Origin of the sequence: Arsukibacterium indicum (assembly GCF_019100565.1) — a bacterium.
Taxonomy (GTDB): Bacteria; Pseudomonadota; Gammaproteobacteria; order Enterobacterales; family Alteromonadaceae; genus Alishewanella; species Alishewanella indicum.
The window spans coordinates 1-18,003 of record NZ_JAHRID010000007.1 but is presented as its reverse complement, the minus strand read 5'-3'; the positions used below and the strand labels follow the sequence as shown (position 1 = coordinate 18,003).

The 18,003-nt window shown below is 49.4% G+C and carries 19 protein-coding genes; 11 read left to right on the top strand and 8 right to left on the bottom strand.

Going from position 1 to position 18,003, the window contains the following annotated elements:
• The first annotated feature begins 132 nt into the window (after window positions 1–132).
• From KQY15_RS19255 to KQY15_RS14170, 3 genes are read left to right on the top strand one after another with little or no spacing between them, the layout of a single operon-like run.
• Complete coding sequence (locus KQY15_RS19255) at window positions 133–2,070, top strand: transglycosylase SLT domain-containing protein (protein WP_217670278.1); 1,938 nt, start codon at window positions 133–135, stop codon at window positions 2,068–2,070.
• A gap of 46 nt (window positions 2,071–2,116) precedes the next feature.
• Window positions 2,117–3,442: a Xaa-Pro dipeptidase gene (gene pepQ, locus KQY15_RS14175; protein WP_217670276.1), complete on the top strand. Its 1,326-nt coding sequence runs from the start codon at window positions 2,117–2,119 to the stop codon at window positions 3,440–3,442.
• Window positions 3,443–3,461: 19 nt separating this feature from the next.
• A complete protein-coding gene (locus KQY15_RS14170; RefSeq protein WP_217670274.1) occupies window positions 3,462–4,913 on the top strand; it encodes a TrkH family potassium uptake protein in 1,452 nt (483 codons plus the stop codon).
• Here the strand turns inward: KQY15_RS14170 and trkA are convergent.
• The 4 genes from trkA to def are packed head-to-tail and all read right to left on the bottom strand — an operon-like array spanning window position 4,910 to window position 9,114.
• Window positions 4,910–6,286 (bottom strand): Trk system potassium transporter TrkA, encoded by a 1,377-nt coding sequence (trkA, locus tag KQY15_RS14165; RefSeq protein ID WP_217670272.1) that lies wholly within the window; start codon window positions 6,284–6,286, stop codon window positions 4,910–4,912. The two genes, KQY15_RS14170 and trkA, sit on opposite strands and share 4 nt — an antisense overlap.
• Window positions 6,283–7,617 (bottom strand): 16S rRNA (cytosine(967)-C(5))-methyltransferase RsmB, encoded by a 1,335-nt coding sequence (gene rsmB, locus KQY15_RS14160; protein WP_217670270.1) that lies wholly within the window; start codon window positions 7,615–7,617, stop codon window positions 6,283–6,285. Before rsmB ends, trkA begins: the two co-directional genes overlap by 4 nt.
• Window positions 7,614–8,585: a methionyl-tRNA formyltransferase gene (gene fmt / locus KQY15_RS14155; RefSeq protein ID WP_217670268.1), complete on the bottom strand. Its 972-nt coding sequence runs from the start codon at window positions 8,583–8,585 to the stop codon at window positions 7,614–7,616. Before fmt ends, rsmB begins: the two co-directional genes overlap by 4 nt.
• 13 nt (window positions 8,586–8,598) lie before the next feature.
• The gene (gene def, locus KQY15_RS14150; protein WP_217670266.1) at window positions 8,599–9,114 is read right to left on the bottom strand and encodes a peptide deformylase; all 516 of its coding nucleotides are present in this window, start codon (window positions 9,112–9,114) and stop codon (window positions 8,599–8,601) included.
• A 123-nt stretch (window positions 9,115–9,237) separates the two neighbouring features.
• Between def and KQY15_RS14145 the strand changes: the two genes are divergently transcribed.
• Genes KQY15_RS14145 through KQY15_RS14130 form a run of 4 tightly spaced genes read left to right on the top strand, consistent with a single transcriptional unit; the run spans window position 9,238 to window position 12,512 of the window.
• Window positions 9,238–10,347, top strand: coding sequence for a LysM peptidoglycan-binding domain-containing protein (locus KQY15_RS14145; protein WP_217670264.1), 1,110 nt, complete (start codon window positions 9,238–9,240; stop codon window positions 10,345–10,347).
• Window positions 10,348–10,371: 24 nt separating this feature from the next.
• Window positions 10,372–11,463 carry a DNA-processing protein DprA gene (dprA, locus tag KQY15_RS14140; protein WP_217670262.1) on the top strand — a complete coding sequence of 364 codons (1,092 nt, stop codon included), beginning with the start codon at window positions 10,372–10,374 and terminating at the stop codon, window positions 11,461–11,463.
• Window positions 11,464–11,465: 2 nt separating this feature from the next.
• Window positions 11,466–11,939: a DUF494 family protein gene (locus tag KQY15_RS14135; RefSeq protein ID WP_217670260.1), complete on the top strand. Its 474-nt coding sequence runs from the start codon at window positions 11,466–11,468 to the stop codon at window positions 11,937–11,939.
• 15 nt (window positions 11,940–11,954) lie between these two features.
• Complete coding sequence (locus tag KQY15_RS14130) at window positions 11,955–12,512, top strand: DNA topoisomerase family protein (protein ID WP_217670258.1); 558 nt, start codon at window positions 11,955–11,957, stop codon at window positions 12,510–12,512.
• On the opposite strand, the gene KQY15_RS14125 is transcribed toward KQY15_RS14130, so the two are convergent.
• Window positions 12,509–13,645: a 5-(carboxyamino)imidazole ribonucleotide synthase gene (locus KQY15_RS14125; RefSeq protein ID WP_217670256.1), complete on the bottom strand. Its 1,137-nt coding sequence runs from the start codon at window positions 13,643–13,645 to the stop codon at window positions 12,509–12,511. The genes KQY15_RS14130 and KQY15_RS14125 overlap by 4 nt on opposite strands.
• Window positions 13,642–14,133, bottom strand: a complete 492-nt coding sequence (gene purE, locus KQY15_RS14120; RefSeq protein ID WP_254795737.1) for a 5-(carboxyamino)imidazole ribonucleotide mutase — start codon at window positions 14,131–14,133, stop codon at window positions 13,642–13,644. Before purE ends, KQY15_RS14125 begins: the two co-directional genes overlap by 4 nt.
• A gap of 100 nt (window positions 14,134–14,233) precedes the next feature.
• Between purE and tsaC the strand changes: the two genes are divergently transcribed.
• Window positions 14,234–14,794 carry an L-threonylcarbamoyladenylate synthase type 1 TsaC gene (gene tsaC, locus KQY15_RS14115; RefSeq protein WP_217670254.1) on the top strand — a complete coding sequence of 187 codons (561 nt, stop codon included), beginning with the start codon at window positions 14,234–14,236 and terminating at the stop codon, window positions 14,792–14,794.
• A gap of 1 nt (window position 14,795) precedes the next feature.
• Window positions 14,796–15,725, top strand: coding sequence for an oxygen-dependent coproporphyrinogen oxidase (gene hemF / locus KQY15_RS14110; protein WP_217670252.1), 930 nt, complete (start codon window positions 14,796–14,798; stop codon window positions 15,723–15,725).
• Here hemF and KQY15_RS14105 read toward each other — a convergent pair.
• Window positions 15,722–16,144: a group II truncated hemoglobin gene (locus tag KQY15_RS14105; protein ID WP_254795736.1), complete on the bottom strand. Its 423-nt coding sequence runs from the start codon at window positions 16,142–16,144 to the stop codon at window positions 15,722–15,724. The two genes, hemF and KQY15_RS14105, sit on opposite strands and share 4 nt — an antisense overlap.
• Window positions 16,145–16,173: 29 nt before the next feature.
• Here KQY15_RS14105 and aroE point away from each other — a divergent pair, with 29 nt between their 5' ends.
• Window positions 16,174–16,989 (top strand): shikimate dehydrogenase, encoded by an 816-nt coding sequence (aroE, locus tag KQY15_RS14100; protein WP_217670249.1) that lies wholly within the window; start codon window positions 16,174–16,176, stop codon window positions 16,987–16,989.
• A complete protein-coding gene (locus KQY15_RS14095) occupies window positions 16,986–17,222 on the top strand; it encodes a DUF1488 family protein (protein WP_217670247.1) in 237 nt (78 codons plus the stop codon). Before aroE ends, KQY15_RS14095 begins: the two co-directional genes overlap by 4 nt.
• On the opposite strand, the gene KQY15_RS14090 is transcribed toward KQY15_RS14095, so the two are convergent.
• Entirely contained in the window at window positions 17,219–17,752 is a 534-nt protein-coding gene (locus KQY15_RS14090) for a gamma carbonic anhydrase family protein (protein ID WP_217670245.1), read from the bottom strand. The two genes, KQY15_RS14095 and KQY15_RS14090, sit on opposite strands and share 4 nt — an antisense overlap.
• Window positions 17,753–18,003: the final 251 nt, after the last annotated feature.

Sequence of the window (18,003 nt, the reverse complement as noted above, 5' to 3'; positions counted from 1 at the left end):
TGCTTTACTAAAAATTTCAACCGTTATTTAAACAGGCGTTTGAAAAAGGTAGCTAAACCCAGCTTAACGTTGCTATTGAATGTCACTAACTATAGTTGTTTTTCTATTTTTCGCTGGAGTCAGAGGTAAGTCGTGATAGCTTTTCGTTCATTATTCATTGCCACCGTTTTCACTACCACGGTGGCGTCCTGCGCATTAACAGCCCGCGCGGCTGAACAGGATAAATTTCAACAACAACGTGAGCGCTTTGTCAGGTTAGAGCACAATATTGACAAGGTTAGTCGCAAGCAGGCGGAAGCCTGGTATGCAGAGTTGGCCGATTATCCGTTGCAGCCGTATTTGCGCTTAAAGCGGCTGCAAAATTTTTTAAATGCCCATGACGCGATTGAAGAGTTTCTGGGGCAGTATCAGGGCACACCAATGGACTGGCCATTACGACAACCCTGGTTAAAGCGACTGGCAGAGCAGGGGCTGGCTGAACGGTTTCTGGCGAACTACCCGGGTTCATCTGATAGCGAGCTGCAGTGCCATGCATTGCGCTTTCAGCTAAAAACCAAAACCCTTTCAGAGCCTGAAATCTGGCAGCAAACAGAGGACATCTGGACCCAGGGTAAGTCACAGCCAAAAGCCTGTGACCCCTTATTTACTGCATGGCGTAATAGTAAGCCACTGCAAAGTGAAACCGTGCACCGTCGCTTACAATTAGCGGCAGAAGGCGGCCAGACTCAGCTTATTCCATACTTGAAAACATTGCTTCCGGCCAGCGAGCAATATCTGGCCGATTTATGGCTGCAAACCCGGCGTAACCCGGCTGTGATTGCCCGGGCTAAATTTTTCCCGGGTAAGCATATTATCGAGCGGGACATCCTCGCCTATGGTTTAAAACGCTTAGTCTGGCGTTCGCCTGATCAGGCGCTGGCGACCTGGCAACGTCATATTAATGACCCTTACTTTACCAGGGCACAACGGTTAGATGTGCAGCGCCAGTTTGCTATTGCTCTGGCCAGCAAGGGCGATAACCGCGCTGATAACTGGCTGACAACCTTACCTGCGGAATTATTTGACGCTAACCTGGCCCAGTGGCAGGTAGCCCATGCCTTGCGCGAGCTGGATTGGCCAAAGGTGCAGCAGGTAATAGAACAGTTGCCTGCTGAACTGCAGGGCGATATTAACTGGCGCTACTGGCGGGCCAGGGCCCTGGAAGAACAAGGCCAAGCCGAAAAGGCAACCACAGAGTTTACCGCTATTGCCGGCGAGCGTCATTATTACGGCTTTATGGCTGCGGCCAGAATTGGCCTGCCACCCAGCCTGGCGCACAATCCGGTGAAGGTTAGCGATGAAGAAATAGTGCAATTGCAGCAGCACCCTGCAGTACAGCGTGCCCAGCAATTTCTGGCTCTGGGGCGATTAACTGAAGCGCGGCGCGAATGGAATCATTTACAGGATACCTCGGACGAGCAGCAAAAACTGACCTCAGCAAAGCTGGCCAGTCAGCTGCAATGGTATGAACGGGCGATATTCTCGCTGGCAGATGTGGGCTATTGGGACGACGTAGAGCTGCGCTTCCCGCTGGCATATCAGCAGGAGATGCAGTTGTCTGCCGATAAGTTTCAAATCGATTCCGGCTGGAGTATGGCAATAGCGCGCCGGGAAAGCTCATTTATGGCAGATGCTTACTCGCCGGCGGGTGCCCGAGGCTTAATGCAGATTATGCCGGGCACGGCTAATGAGATTGCGAAAAAAAAGGTACAAATTCGTCAGTTGTATAACCCGGTAATCAATATTGATTATGGTACGGATTACCTTAACTATTTAAAAAAACGCAACGATGGCAACCTGCTAAAAGCAACGGCGGCTTATAATGCCGGGTATAGCCGGGTAAGACAGTGGATCCCGCAGGATTATGCGCTACCGGCCGATGTTTGGGTTGAAACCATTCCATATCGGGAAACCCGTGAGTACGTAAAAGCGGTAATGGCTTATTATCAGATTTATAATCTTCGGATGAATGTGGCTCAGGATGTTTTTAAACCGCTGGTGGCTATGAAGATTGGGGTGATTGTCGAATAGTGCTATTATTTGCCCAATTAAGCCCACCCAACCAAAAAAGGTAGCTATGAACTCAGGTTATCAGGCGTTATATCAGGCGCATATTGAACAGTTGCAGCAGCGTACCCGGCAAGTGCTGGCCCGCGAAAATCTGGATGGTTTGGTTATTCACTCAGGCCAGGCCAAGCGCAAATTTCTGGATGATATGGATTATCCATTTAAAGCAAACCCGCATTTCAAAGCCTGGTTGCCAGTGGTTGATAACCCGCATTGCTGGCTGTTACTCGATGGCGTAAACAAGCCGAAACTGATTTTTTACCGGCCAAAAGACTTCTGGCATAAAGTGCCGGACGAGCCCGCTGACTTCTGGGCAGAATATTTTGATATCCAGTTGCTGGAAAAAGCCAATAAGGTTGAAACATTGTTGCCTTATGATAAAGCGCGGCTGGCCTATATCGGCGAATATCTGGAGGTAGCACAGGCGTTGGGCTTTACCGAAATTAACCCGGAGCCCGTGTTAAGTTATCTGCATTACTACCGTGCTTATAAAACCGGTTATGAGCTGGCCTGCTTACGCCAGGCTAACAAACTGGCGGTAGCTGGCCATCGGGCGGCTAAAGCAGCATTCTATGCCGGTGGCAGCGAGTTTGATATTCAGCTGGCCTATCTGGCAGCTGTTGGCCAGACCGAGAACGAAGTGCCTTATGGCAATATTGTTGGTTTGAACCAGAATGCGGCAATTTTGCATTACACCGCGTTAGAGCGGAAAAAGCCTGCGCAACATCACTCATTTTTAATTGATGCCGGTGCTGAATTTAACGGTTATGCCGCAGACATTACCCGCACCTACAGTTTTAATAAAAACGATGAGTTTAGCGATCTGATCGCCGCCGTTAATCAGTTAGAGCTAACGTTGGTTGACGGGCTGAAGCCTGGTATTAATTACACTGACTTACATTTACAGTGCCACCAGGGCATAGCCCGGATTTTACATGACTTTGATTTTGTTCGGCTGGACCCCGCAAGCATTGTCGAGCGTGAGATCAGCCGTACTTTCTTCCCGCATGGCCTGGGCCATCACCTTGGCTTGCAGGTACATGACGTTGGTGGCTTTATGCAGGATGAGCGGGGCACTCATATTGCGCCGCCGGCTAACCATCCGTTTTTGCGCTGCACCCGGCTGATAGAGCCAGATATGGTTTTTACGATTGAGCCAGGCTTGTATTTTATCGACAGCCTGCTGGCAGACTTAAAGCAAACAGATGCAGCGGCCAGCATAAACTGGGATAAAATAGCAGCGTTCCGTCAGTTCGGGGGGATCCGGATTGAGGACGATATCATCGTGCATCGTGACCGGAATGAAAATATGACCCGGGATTTGCAGCTCGCCTGATCAGGCGTAAAGGGACGCTATGCAATATCGCTCTATAATACGGATCCTGGGGTTGCTGATCGCCATTTTCAGTATCACCATGATCCCGCCGGCATTGGTGGCTTTTGGTTACAAAGACGGTGCAGGCGTTCCTTTTATCCTGTCTTTCCTGTTATGTCTTGCCATGGGTTTTGCCATCTGGTACCCAAACCGGGGTAACCGCTCGGAATTAAAAGTGCGGGATGGCTTCTTAATAGTGGTGCTGTTCTGGACAGTGCTGGGTGCAGTAGGGGCTATTCCACTGCTGTTAACCAGCAATCCGGATCTGGGTCCGGCAGACGCCTTTTTTGAGGCGTTTTCCGGTCTGACAACCACCGGCGCCACCGTGCTGACCGGCATTGAAACCCTGCCTAAGGCTATCCTCTACTACCGCCAGCAGTTGCAATGGCTTGGTGGAATGGGGATCATCGTTTTAGCAGTCGCTATTCTGCCACTGCTAGGAGTAGGTGGCATGCAGCTGTACCGGGCAGAAACTCCCGGCCCTGTAAAAGATAACAAAATGACCCCGCGCATTGCCGATACCGCCAAACATTTATGGTATATCTACCTGGCGATTACCATTGCCTGTGCCTTGGCATTTCATCTCGCTGGCATGTCGGTTTTTGACGCTATTTGCCATGCCTTTTCCACGGTGGCGATTGGCGGTTTCTCTACTTATGATGCCAGCATGGGCTATTTTAACAGCGCCACCATTAATATGATTTGCGTCATATTCCTGCTGATTAGTGCAGTAAATTTTCCACTACATTTTGCGGCTATTCGTGGCAAAAGCGTCAGTACGTATTTCAGAGACCCGGAATTTAAAGTGTTTCTGGGCATTCAGGCTACTCTGATACTTATTTGTTTTCTGGTACTGCTGAATACCAATGTCTATGCAACCGGTGCTGAAGCGCTGAATCATGCTGCATTTCAGGCGGTATCTATTTCCACCACAGCTGGTTTTACCACTGATGGTTTTTCCACCTGGCCGCTGTTTTTACCTATTTTGTTAATTTTCTCCAGCTTTATCGGTGGCTGCGCCGGTTCTACCGGTGGCGGCATGAAAGTGGTTAGGGTGCTGCTTTTGTTTTTGCAGGGCCGCCGTGAGTTAAACCGGCTGGTGCACCCGCGGGCAGTCTATGCCATTAAACTGGGCCGCCGGCCGGTGGAAGACCGGATTGTGGAAGCGGTATGGGGCTTTTTTGCGGCTTATGCTGTGGTATTTGTAGTGATTATGCTGTCACTTATTTTAACCGGTATGGATAATATCAGCGCTTTTACCGCCACCGCTGCGTGTTTAAATAATCTGGGCCCCGGGCTGGGTGAAGTCGCAGCACATTTTGGCGCCATACCCGATGCTGCCAAATGGTTGTTGATTCTGGCCATGGTATTTGGCCGGCTGGAAATTTTTACACTGTTGGTATTATTTATACCGGCATTCTGGCGGGACTAAATAAATATAGCGCTAACCTGAAACAGTTTTTCCACTTCGACAATATGCTTTTTGTTTACCATAAACAGAATAACGTGGTCATCGGTTTCAATAACTGTTGTATCGTGAGCAATTAACACTTCATCACCGCGGACAATAGCGCCGATGGTGGTACCGGGTGGCAATTTCAGGTTACCAATGGTTTTACCTGCAACCTTACTGGTGCTGCTGTCACCACGAACCACAGCCTCTATGGCTTCAGCGGCACCGCGGCGCAATGAGTAAACATTGACAATGTCACCCCGGCGAATATGGGTAAGCAAAGCTGAAATGGTGGCCTGCTGCGGTGATATGGCAATATCGATTTCACCGCCTTGCAGTAAATCAACATAAGCGCCGCGTTTAATCAGCACCATGGTTTTCTGGGCACCCATCCTTTTCGCCAGCATTGCCGACATAATGTTTGCCTCATCGTCATTGGTTACAGCGATAAACACATCAATTTGTTCAACGCTTTCTTCTTCCAGTAACTCCGGATCAGAAATATCACCGACATAAACCAGAGTGCTGTCAAGGCTGGAGGCCAGAAATTCTGCGCGCTCTTTGCTGCGTTCGATAAGCTTAACACTGTGGGTTTTTTCCAGTGCCCGCGCCAGGCCGAAACCAACGTTACCACCGCCGGCAATCATTATCCGGCGGTAGCTACGCTCCAGCTTCTGTAGTTCGCTCATAACAGCCCGGATATGTTTAGTGGCCGCGACAAAAAACACCTCATCATCGGCTTCAATAATCGTTGTACCCAGCGGTTTTATGGCGTTACCGCGCCGGTAAATGGCAGCTACCCGGGTTTCAATATTGGGCATATGCTCTTTTAGTGCAGAAAGCGCATGGCCTACTAACAGGCCACCGTAATAGGCCTTAACTGCCACCAGGCTAACCTTGCCTTCGGCAAACTCCACTACCTGCAACGCACCAGGGTAATCAATCAGCCGGCGGATATAATTGGTAACCAGCGCTTCTGGCGCAATAAAATGGTCGACCGGCATATCATCTTTATGAAACAGCTCATCGCGGTATTTCAGATACTGATTGGTGCGAATGCGGGCAATTTTTAGCGGTGTATTAAAAATACTGTAAGCCACCTGACAGGCAACAATGTTTACTTCATCGCTGTTGGTTACGGCAACAATCATATCGGCATCTTCCGCGCCGGCTTTCTTCAGTATATCGGGGTGAGAGCCATGACCGTGGACTACCTGCAAATCAAATCTGTCCTGCAGGTTGCGCAACTTATCCAGATTGGTGTCAACCAGGGTAATGTCGTTCTGCTCACCAACCAGGTTTTCAGCTAAGGTGGCGCCTACCTGACCTGAACCTAAAATAATAATCTTCATCCGGCGTGATTATCCTGTGGCGCTTTTTGCAACAGCGCATAATAAAAGCCATCCCGGTTCAGCTGGCCCGGTAATAATTGCCAACCCGGTTGAGCGGTGCTATCAATTTCATTGCTGGCCGGTAATGTTGTTGGCAGCAACACAGCATCAGCATTATTAGCAAGAAACAGGCTAATTTGCTGCTGATTTTCTGCCGGCAGCACACTGCAGGTAGCGTAGAGCAACTTACCGCCCGGCACCAGTAGTGCCCAACAATGCTGCAAAATCTGCTGTTGTAATTGCACCAGCGGTGCAATATCGCTTTTTTTGCGCAGCCAGCGAATATCAGGGTGGCGGCGAATAACACCAGTGGCTGAGCAGGGTACATCCAGCAGAATTTTGTCAAACATCTGACCATCCCACCAGCTGGCAGGATTTGCCGCATCAGCCGCAAGTACCTTAGCACTAAGCTTAAGCCGCTCCAGGTTCTCTGTTACCCGTACTAACCGGGCCGGGTCTTTATCCAATGCCGTAAGCTCAGTATCATCAGCCAGTTCCAGCAGATGGCTGGTTTTACCACCCGGCGCACAACAGGCATCGAGCAGCCGGTCATTTTTAGCGGGAGCTAGTAACCAGCCGGCGTATTGCGCTGCGGCGTCCTGCACTGAAAACCAACCTTGCTGATAGCCAGGTAAGGTTATCACGTCGGCTGGGATGTCCAGTAATATTGCGCTGGGCAGCCCGGCAATCGGTTGGCTGTAAGCAATTTGCTCGTCCGCTAAAGCAGCACAAAACTGTTCAGTACTGATTTGCCGGTTATTGACCCGCAGCCACAATGGGGCTTTTTGCTGATTGGCTTGGAGTATCTGTGGCCACTCATCCGGATAAGCCGTTTGCAGGCTGCTTATTAACCAGCCCGGATGATTAAACTGCACCGCCTGGCCTGCCTGGCTAAAATCAAATAAGTCCGGCTGACGTTGCACATTTCGCAGAACACCATTAATAAGCTTGGTTAGCGACTGACCTTTTAATTCGCGCGCTGCATCAACAGTAGCGTTAATAGCGGCGTGATCAGGTACCCGCATAAAGTGCAGCTGATAGATGCCGACATAGATCAGAAACTGTAATACCCGGAAATTCTTAACTAATGGTTTTTGCATTAGCCGCGCACAAACATGTTCAAGCTGGGGCAGGGTGCGCATCACACCGAAACAAATCTCCTGCAGCAAGGCTTTATCCAGCGGGTTGTTAAGCTTAAGCTGGGCTTTAGGCAGCACATCTGACAATGAACGTCCCTGATCAATAACCTGATAACAGCATTGCGCAGCCAATGCCCGGCAATCCCGGCTCATACTTCTTGCAACATTGCTTGCGGCTGAAGTTTGGTGCCGGCTTTAAACCAGTCAGCCCGGCCATTTAGAAAGTCAGCTACCGGCATAGGCTTTTTACCTGGGGGTTGCAGCGTAGTAAGTACTAACACACTATCTTTACAGGCAACTTCAATTCCTTTTTTACCTGCAGCTATTATCTGGCCAGGTGTCGCCTGATGCGATGAATCCTTGCAGTGCGCCTGCCAGATTTTTACCGTACCTTGCGCCAGTTGCAGGTAACTGCCTGGCCAGGGATTAAATGCGCGGATTTCCCGATCAAGGACTGCTGCAGTTTTCGCAAAGTCGAGCAACCCTTCTTCCTTCTGCAGCTTTTCAGCATAACTGGCCTGTTTATCATCCTGCGGTTCTGCAGTTTCCTGCAGTGCTGGTAAGCTGGCTAACGCTGCTAATAACGCTTCCGGGCCTAATTCAGCCAGTTTGTCATAAAGACTGGCACTGGTATCAACGGGGCTGATATCACAGCTGACTTTGCTGAGCATAGCGCCGGTGTCCAGACCTTCGTCCATTTGCATAATGGTAATACCGGTTTGCTGATCACCCGCCCAGATTGCGCGCTGAATAGGTGCCGCGCCGCGCCAGCGTGGGAGTAATGAACCGTGCACATTGATACAGCCAAGCCGAGGGCATTGCAATACTGTCGTTGGCAGGATTAGTCCATAAGCAACCACCACCATAACGTCAGCATTTAAAGCCGCCAGTTCGGCCTGTGCGGCAGATTTTTTTAAAGATTTTGGCTGATAAACCGGTAAGTCATGTTGTTCTGCCAGTTGTTTGACTGCACTTGCTTGCAGCTTCTGGCCCCGGCCAGCCGGGCGATCTGGCTGGCTGTAAACCGCAACAATCTGGTGCGGGCTGTTAATCAGGGCCTGTAAATGACGGGCAGCAAAATCGGGAGTGCCGGCAAAAATAATTCGTAAAGGCTGAGTCACTGTGAGTCCTGTGTTACAGCGCGTGGCGCTGGGCCATTCTGGCTTCTTTTTCCAATTTTTTGCGGATGCGATCACGCTTTAACGGTGACAAATAGTCAATAAACAACTTGCCGACCAGGTGGTCCAGCTCATGTTGCAGGCAAATAGCCAGTAAACCGTCAGCGTCCAGTTCAAAGGGCTTACCATCACGGTCCAGTGCTTTCACTTTAACGGTGGCCGCCCGCTCCACTGAGGCATAGTTTTGCGGTACCGATAAACAGCCCTCTTCATAGCTGGTGACGCCATCGCGCTCAACAATTTCCGGGTTAATCAGTACCAAAGGCTCATTACGCTGTTCAGATACGTCAATAACAACGACCCGCAGGTGCACATCTACCTGGGTAGCCGCCAGGCCAATGCCTTCTTCATCATACATGGTGTCAAGCATATCAATGACTAACTGCTTGATTTGCGGGGTGACTTCTGTAACCGGCTTCGCTACAGTACGCAACCGATCGTCTGGAAAATGTAATACTTTTAAAACTGCCATAATACCTACAAAAATATGCTTTATTTCAAAGGTTGTGATATGTTTTAATTTTAGCCATTAATCCGCTGTATTAACAGCATAGTGTGCAATAATTACAACAAGAATAAGTTCAAGGAAGCAGGCATGCTGAAAAAAATTGCAATATCTGTCATCGCACTGTTTTGTTGGTTGTCTTTCAGCCTGCAAGCAGATGTACTGCAAATTAGAGAGGATGCTCCTGCTTCCTATGTTGTGAAAAAAGGTGACACCCTGTGGGACATTTCTGCACTTTACCTGAATGAACCCTGGTTGTGGCCTCAACTATGGCAAATGAACCCGCAGGTAGACAATCCGCATTTGATCTATCCGGGCGACGTACTAACCCTGACTTATGACAGTATGGGAAGACCTCGTTTGTCGGTGAATGAAAATGTTAAACGTTTGACGCCTGAAGTGCGGAAAACCATGAAAGGCGATGGCGCTATTACCACTTTGCCACTTAGTATGATCCGGCCATTTCTTACTTACGAGCAAGCGCTAAGTGAAGAGCAAATTGCAGCAATGCCTTATGTTCTGGGTACCAATACTGCAACTAAAATGGCTGCGGAAACCCATACCGTTTATGTTAAGGGTGTATTGCAGCCGGGCACGTCTTATGGTGTTTACCGCAAAGGAAAACCTTACGTTGATCCTGAGTCTGGCTCTGTTCTGGGCTATGAAACCAGTTTGATTGCTACTGCCAGAGCGTTCAGGCCAGGCCGTGAAGCTACAGAGGATAGTCCCCTGGAAGCCGCATCTTTGCAGGTATTGAGTGTTAAACGCGAAATAAAGCAAGGCGACCGGGTGATGCCTGCCCTGGAGGGACAATCATTACCGGCGTTCTTCCTAATCACCAAACCTGATTTTGACGTAAATGGTACCATTATTGATACTACCTCGCAGTTAAGAGAGTTCTCAAAAATGGATATCGTGGTGCTTAACCAGGGACTTATCAACGATATGCAAGCTGGCCAGATGTTAGGTATATACCGCCAGTCACCGTCGGTGATAGATGGTGAAAATGGTCCGGTATATGTGGAAGATGCCAATAAACTTCAGAAAATGTTCCGTAATTTCGGAGACAATAGCATTAGCATGCCGCGGGAGAAAGTCGGCGAGTTGATGATATTTAAAGTAGCAGAGCGGGTCAGTTTCGGTATTGTTACCAGTACTCGCCGGCCTATCCGGGTTGGAGATTCTATCTCCAATCTGTAATAAATTTGATGGAGCCAGTTTGCCATGGATGATCTCCGCAACTGGCTCGCTTTAGCCTCTGTGCATGGCCTGGATGGCCTGAAGTTCCAACGCCTAAGCGAGCATATTTCTCTGGCCGAGCTGGTCAGCTTACCAGTTAGTACGTTACGTAATATCGGTTTTACCCCACGCCAGGCTGAATTACTGGCGCTGCACGGTTCAAAACGCGCTGATTTAGCTTTGCAGTGGCTGGCTCAGTCTGCTGACCATCACATTGTTACCTTTCATGACCCACGTTATCCACCGCTGCTTAAGCAAACGAAACAGCCGCCGTTACTGTTGTTCGTAAAAGGGCAGGCTGAACTGTTACCCCGCCAGCAACTGGCAATGGTTGGCACCCGCCAGCCAACCCCAACCGGTCGCAAGGTGGCCCAGAACTTTGCGGCAGAACTGGTGCAACAAGGCTATATGGTTACCAGTGGTATGGCGCGGGGCATTGATAGTGAGAGCCATAAAGGTGCACTTCAGGGTGGCGGTTTTACTATTGCTGTACTGGGGCATGGTTTGCAACAAATATATCCGGCCAGCAACAGGGCACTGGCAGAGCAAATATGTGCCAGCGGAGCCCTGGTTAGTGAGTTTTTCCCGGATATTCAGCCGCGGGCAGAGTTTTTTCCGCAACGTAACAGGATTGTCGTCGGGCTAAGCTCCGCCACTATAGTGGTCGAAGCCGCCCTGAAAAGTGGCTCGCTGATCAGTGCTAATTTAGCGGCAGAATATAATCGCGATCTTTTTGTGGTGCCAGGCCCGATATACAGCCGGCAATCTGCCGGTTGTCACTGGTTAATTCAACAAGGGGCTAAACTTGTTACATGTGTGGCCGATATTCTGGAAGAGTGGCAGTTTTTTGCCCAGAATGGTTTGAGTACTTTAGCTCTGGATGAAAAAAAGTCTGCGCCGGACTTGTCTGCGCAGCAGTTGTTGGCTAACGTAGGAGATGACGCTACTGCAATAGATCTGATTGCGGAGCGGTCTAACATGTCAGTGACAGACGTATCCATAACCTTACTGCAGCTGGAAATAGCAGGTGAGGTGGCAGCAGTACCCGGTGGTTACATTAGAGTGAGGAGTGCCTGATAATGTTTGATATCCTCGTTTATCTGTTTGAAAACTATATTCATAATGAATCTGATATTTATGTTAACCATGCGGATCTGACCAAAGAACTCAGCCGTGCTGGCTTTCATGATGATGATATTTTTAAAGCGCTGAAATGGCTGGATAGCTTATCTGCCCTGCAGGAAAGTCATATCAAGCCGTATTTAACTAAAGTTAACTCTACCGCGATCAGGATTTATACGCCGGAAGAGCAGCGTAAACTGGACGTTGCCGATCAGGGATTTTTGCTGTTTTTAGAGCAAATTAACGTGCTTGATGCCAATACCCGGGAGATGGTGATAGACCGGGCAATGGATCTAGATAGCGCAGCGCTTAGTCTGGAAGACCTAAAGTGGGTAGTCCTGATGGTACTATTTAATGTGCCGGGTCGCGAATCGGCCTACGCCCAGATGGAAGATTTAATTTTTGATGAACCCGAAGGGCCGCTGCATTAAGCGGCCTGAGTAGATATGACCGACGACACACCGCTGTTTAAGCTGCCGCAACAGCAGCAGCTTTGCCCGCTATGCCAGAATACTTTACAGATAAAGTCATCTAAGAGCGGCCCTTTCCTGGGGTGCAGTGCTTACCCGGCTTGTAGCTATATTAAACCGCTGCAGCAACACGACCACACCATAGTAAAAGCATTGCCCACTGAATTATGTCCACAATGCGGGGCTGGCTTGGCCGTTAAAAACGGCCGCTATGGCATGTTTATCGGTTGCACGGCTTATCCGGCTTGTGATTTTGTTGTTGACCAATTTGACGACAACAAAGACCAGCCACAGCTAAGCTGTCCAAAATGCAAAAAGGGTCAGTTAATTGAGCGGATAAATAAATTTGGTAAGCATTTTTATGGCTGCGACCGGTATCCGGACTGCCGTTTTTTGTTGAATGACAAACCACAGCAGGGGCAATGTTACTGCTGCCATTACCCTCTATTGGTGCAGAAAAAAGATGGACTGTATTGTGTTAAAAAAGGCTGTGAGAAAAAGCAGCCGGCTGCAGCAGCCGGCGTAGCAGATTAATCACTCACCCGGCCTAACATTTGCTCTAACTCCGGGAACGCTGCCGGGGGCAATAAGTCAATCAGCCGGGCAAAACGGGCTTTGAGTTCGGCTAACGAGCTTGCTGATAAGTTAATATGGCCCATTTTCCTGCCTGGTCGCTTTTGTTTACCATACCAGTGCAGATGCAAACCCGGAATGCCCAGAATGGCGTTTGGTACACTATCTTCACCCAGAATATTAACCATCAGGGTGGGCCGCAGCAATTCGGTATTACCCAGTGGTATGCCGGCTACGGCACGTAGATGATTGGCAAACTGACAAACATCTGCACCTTGCTGGGTCCAGTGCCCGGAATTGTGGACCCGTGGTGCAATTTCGTTAACCAGCAGCGTGCCATCTACGTCAAAAAACTCAATCGCCAGCACCCCGACATAATTAAGGTAATTGGCAATAGCGGCAAACATCTGTTCAGCCTGCAGCTGCAGCTGGGCGTCAACCGGCCGTGCCAGTGAAACACTGAGCACACCATTGACATGGTGGTTTTCCGTTAACGGATATACATTGATTTCACCGCTGCTTGCTCTGACCCCAACCAGCGATATTTCGCGGTTAAAACCAATAAATTGTTCGGCAACAATCGCCTGCTTATTATCTTCAGCCAGAAAGTCTGCCATTTTTTGCCACACACTACTGGCTTTGGCTGCGTCTTTTAACCGCCACTGGCCTTTACCATCATAGCCAGCCAGGGCACTTTTAAATATCAGGGGTAAACCCAGCTCGCTGACCGCTTGTTTAAAGTCAGCTTCATTTTCTATCACTTTATAACGGGCACTGGCTACGCCACAACGGGCCAGCAACGCTTTCTCAAGTCGGCGGTCGGCGCCGGCCTGGATGGCTTCGCTACCGGGCAGAAACTTACCGCTTTGCTGACACTGCTCAAGGATTGATAACGGAATGTGCTCAAACTCTGCCGTGATTACCTGTGCCTCTGCAATAGCATTTGCCAGGCCAGTTCCAAGTTTTTGCAGGGTTAGTGGATGAACAATAGTGTCAGTGTTAACGTCATAGGCGCTGATCACGATATTGAGCGGCGCCCCGGCCAGCGCCATCATCCGGGCCAGTTGGCCGGCACCTAATACTAATACGTTCATGCTTTCACCTGAGATGGGTCTGGTTGGCTTAGTACCGTATCGGTCTGGGCCTGACGAAAGGCATCTATTTTACTAAGCAGCGCAGGGTTGCTTGTTGCAAGAATTTGCGCTGCCAGCAAGCCGGCATTGGCTGCACCGGCCTCGCCAATTGCCAGAGTACCTACGGCAACGCCTTTTGGCATTTGCACTATCGATAATAACGAATCAATACCTTTTAACGCTTTAGATTGCACTGGTACTCCCAGTACCGGCAGGCTGGTAAAAGCGGCTGCCATACCGGGCAAATGAGCGGCGCCGCCAGCGCCGGCAATGATAACCTTTAAACCACGGCTGGCCGCATTGCTGGCATAGTCGGCCAGTAATTGCGGGGTGCGATGAGCAGATACCACCCTGGTTTCATAGCTGATGCCAAAAGAATCAAGCATATCAGCTGCCAGCTTCATGGTTGGCCAGTCTGATGTTGAACCCATTATAATACCCACTTGCATGCCGCTTTCCTTCTGAACTTAATGAACTGAAATGACTAAGGCGCTATTATAGCGGCAACTGAGTCTGATTAGAATTTTTACTGATACCAGGGGTACATTGATGAATGGGTGCACCGTAGCCACAGCTGTAGAATTGTTGCAACAAGGCGAAGTGATCAGCTATCCGACTGAGGCAGTCTATGGCCTGGGTTGCGATCCTGATAATGAAGCCGCTGTGTTGAAGGTGCTGGCAGTAAAGCAACGGCCGGTTGAAAAAGGCCTTATTCTGGTGGCTGCAACCTATTCTCAGCTATTGCCTTATGTTGATGATAAAGCTATTCCTCTGGAAAAGCGCTACCAGATTATATCCAGCTGGCCAGGGCATATAACTTGGGTGTTACCCGCCAGCAAAACGGCACCAAAGTGGATTACCGGTCAGTTTAACAGTATCGCGGTGCGGGTAAGTGCGCACCCGGTAGTGCAGCAATTGTGTCAGCAATATGGCAAACCGCTGGTTTCAACCAGTGCAAATCTGGCTGGCGAACCTGCTATAACTGACTTTCAGCAGCTCCAGGCTACGCTGGGTTTAAAAGTGGCCTGCATAGTAGAGGGAGCGTTAGGCGGCTCAGCTCAGCCCAGTCAAATCCGTGATGCCATCAGCGGCCAGGTAGTAAGGAGTTAATATGGCACAGAGTTACAATGAGCAGTTGCAGCAGGTACAACAATTTCTGATGGCGTTACAAGATACTATTTGCAGCGAACTGGAAAAAGCCGACGGCAAAGGCCATTTTGTCGAGGACGCCTGGCAACGGCCGGAGGGCGGTGGTGGTCGCAGTAGGGTAATGATCAATGGTGGTGTGTTCGAACAAGCCGGCGTTAATTACTCACACGTTTTTGGCGCACAAATGCCAGCCTCTGCCACAGCTCACCGGCCAGAGCTGGCTGGCCGCAGCTTCCATGCCTGCGGGGTTTCATTGGTGTTGCATCCGCATAACCCGCATTTACCCACTACCCATGCCAATGTACGGTTTTTTATTGCTGAAAAAGACGGTGAAGAGCCAGTCTGGTGGTTTGGTGGCGGTTTTGATTTAACCCCTTATTATCCGTACGAAGAGGATGTAGTGCACTGGCATCAAACGGCGAAAGCTGCAGTGGAACCTTTTGGTACTGAGTATTACCCGGCCTATAAAAAATGGTGTGATGACTATTTCTACTTAAAGCACCGTGGCGAAACCCGCGGCGTCGGCGGCTTATTTTTTGATGATCTGAATGCCCTGGGTTTCTCCCAAAGCTTCGGCTTAATGCGTGCAGTGGGAGAGGCGTTTTTACCAGCCTATCTGCCTCTAGTTGAACGGCGTAAAGACACACCTTATGGTGAGCAGGAACGGCAGTTCCAGCTATACCGCCGTGGTCGTTATGTCGAGTTTAACCTGGTATACGACAGAGGTACCTTATTTGGTCTGCAAAGTGGCGGCCGTACTGAATCCATCTTAATGTCGATGCCGCCGCTGGTGCGTTGGCAGTATGGTTATCAACCCGAGCCAGGCAGTGCCGAGGCCTTGTTGTACAGCCGTTATCTTAAACCGCAGAATTGGTTAGCCAGCAATAATTAGCAGTTGATCATATGGCTCGCCAGTTGGCCAATCGACTGGCGAATGCCATCTCGCAGTAACTTGTTATCTACCACCTCATCCAGCGCCTTATCCATACAATACATCCACTGGTTACGCAGCTTTTCGTCTACCTGAAAGGGCAGGTGACGCGCCCGAAGCCGTGGGTGGCCATATTTTTGTTCAAACAGCGCCGGGCCTCCCAACCAACCGGATAAAAACTCAAAAAACTTCTGACGGATAGTATCCAGCGGCAACGGGTGGATAGCATATAACTCAGCTACTTGCGGGTCGCTTGCCATAATGTCATAAAAGCGGTTAGCCAATTGCCGCACCTTTGGCTCTCCCCCCATCAGGTAGTAAGGTGTTTGAGCCGGTGTAGGGTGTTGCTTGCTATTTGCGGTGGTTTTATTAACAATCATCTTTACTAACTTCTTGATGGACATCAGTTGTGGACCGTTACGCTGTATTTGGAAATCCGATAGGCCAGTCAAAGTCGCCTTTTATTCATAGCCAGTTTGCATTGCAATGCAACCAGCCAATGCAATACGAAGCTATTCTAGCACCGGCAGATGGCTTTGCCGACAGCTGGCGAAACTTTGTTGCCAGTGGCGGTAAGGGCGGTAATGTCACTGTACCTTTTAAAGAGCAGGCATATCAGTTGGCAGACGTGCTTTCAGCGCGGGCACAACAAGCGGGTGCGGTTAACACGCTTTATTTAGACAGCGCCGGTAGGTTTTGTGGCGATAATACAGATGGTATTGGCCTGGTAGCCGATTTAATCAGGTTAGGGGTCAACTTAGCAGGCTGCACAGTATTGTTGCTGGGCGCAGGTGGTGCAAGCCGTGGCGCAATTGGACCTTTACTGGATGCAGGTATCAGGCAACTTGTTTTATCGAATCGTACTGTCAGTAAAGCTCAGACCATAGCAGCCAGTTTTGATAGCCGGGTAATTGCCAGTGGTTTAACTGACATTCCTGAGCAGGCCTACCCACTTATTATTAATGCAACATCGACAGGGTTAGCAGATGGCAGGCCAGAAATAGCTGCAATGCACTTGAAAGACTGCCAGCTTGCTTATGACATGGTATATGGTGCAAAACCGACAACTTTTATGCAATGGGCTAAACAACAGGGCGTGCCACAGCAAGCCGATGGCTTGGGCATGTTGTTGGCACAGGCCGCTGCTGCCTTTACAATTTGGCGCGGAGTAACCCCTGATATTGAACCGGTAATTGCATTACTTAAAAAGCAACTAGCATCATGAATCAGCAACTGATTTTCAATAACGATTTTCAATATGATGCAGTGCGACAGGCTGTGCGTTTTAGCTGTCTGCTAGCGGGTTTAAAAGTACACTGCTTTGTTGCGCTACCCGCCAGCACAACAGCTTCAGAGTTCTTAGCCTCAGTTAAAGCTGAAGCTTTCAACTGGGAAGACAGCGCAGAGCAAGCGATTGCAGACGACGCTTTTAACCCGGCTGGCGAGATCTGGCTTTAAATGTCAGCCAGATACTCATTTTTAAGAATTACATAGTTAGCGGCGGACTCCGGCAGAAATGCCTTTTCTGCATCAGTTAATGGCCGTGCCTGTTTTACCGGGCTGCCGACATATAGATAACCGCTTTGTAAACGCTTCCCTGGTGGCACCAGACTACCTGCGCCAATAATAACGTCGTCTTCAACTATGGCATCGTCCATAATAATGGCACCCATACCAACCAGAATACGGTTACCTAAGGTACAGCCATGCAGCATAACCTTATGACCAACTGTTACATCTTCACCAATGATCAGGGCGCAGCCATTAGGTTTACCACTACTGGGCCGGGACAAATGCAACACTGTGCCATCCTGAATATTAGTGCGGGCACCAATCCGGATATAATTCACATCCCCCCGGGCCGCAACTAAGGGCCAGATACTGACATCAGCTGCCAGTTCAATATCACCGATCAGTACACTGGATTCATCTACGTAAACGCCTGCTGCCAGTTTCGGCAGTATTCCTTTATAAGCTCTAATCGACATCTTCATCTCCAAATCGCCGGCAATGCTGAGTTATTATGCAGCAAATGCTGCTAAAAAACGCGTTTCGTTGAAACTTTATCCGAACGATCGCTAAAAACTAAGTTTTACTGTTTTATCGCTTGCACCCAACTTCAAACCCCCTATAATGCGCGCCATGCCGACGGGTGCTGCGTTAAGCAGGCTTCAGGTGAGATAAACCGGATTGCAAAAATCTTTAAAAAAGACCCTTGACAGTCAGGTTTAAATCACTA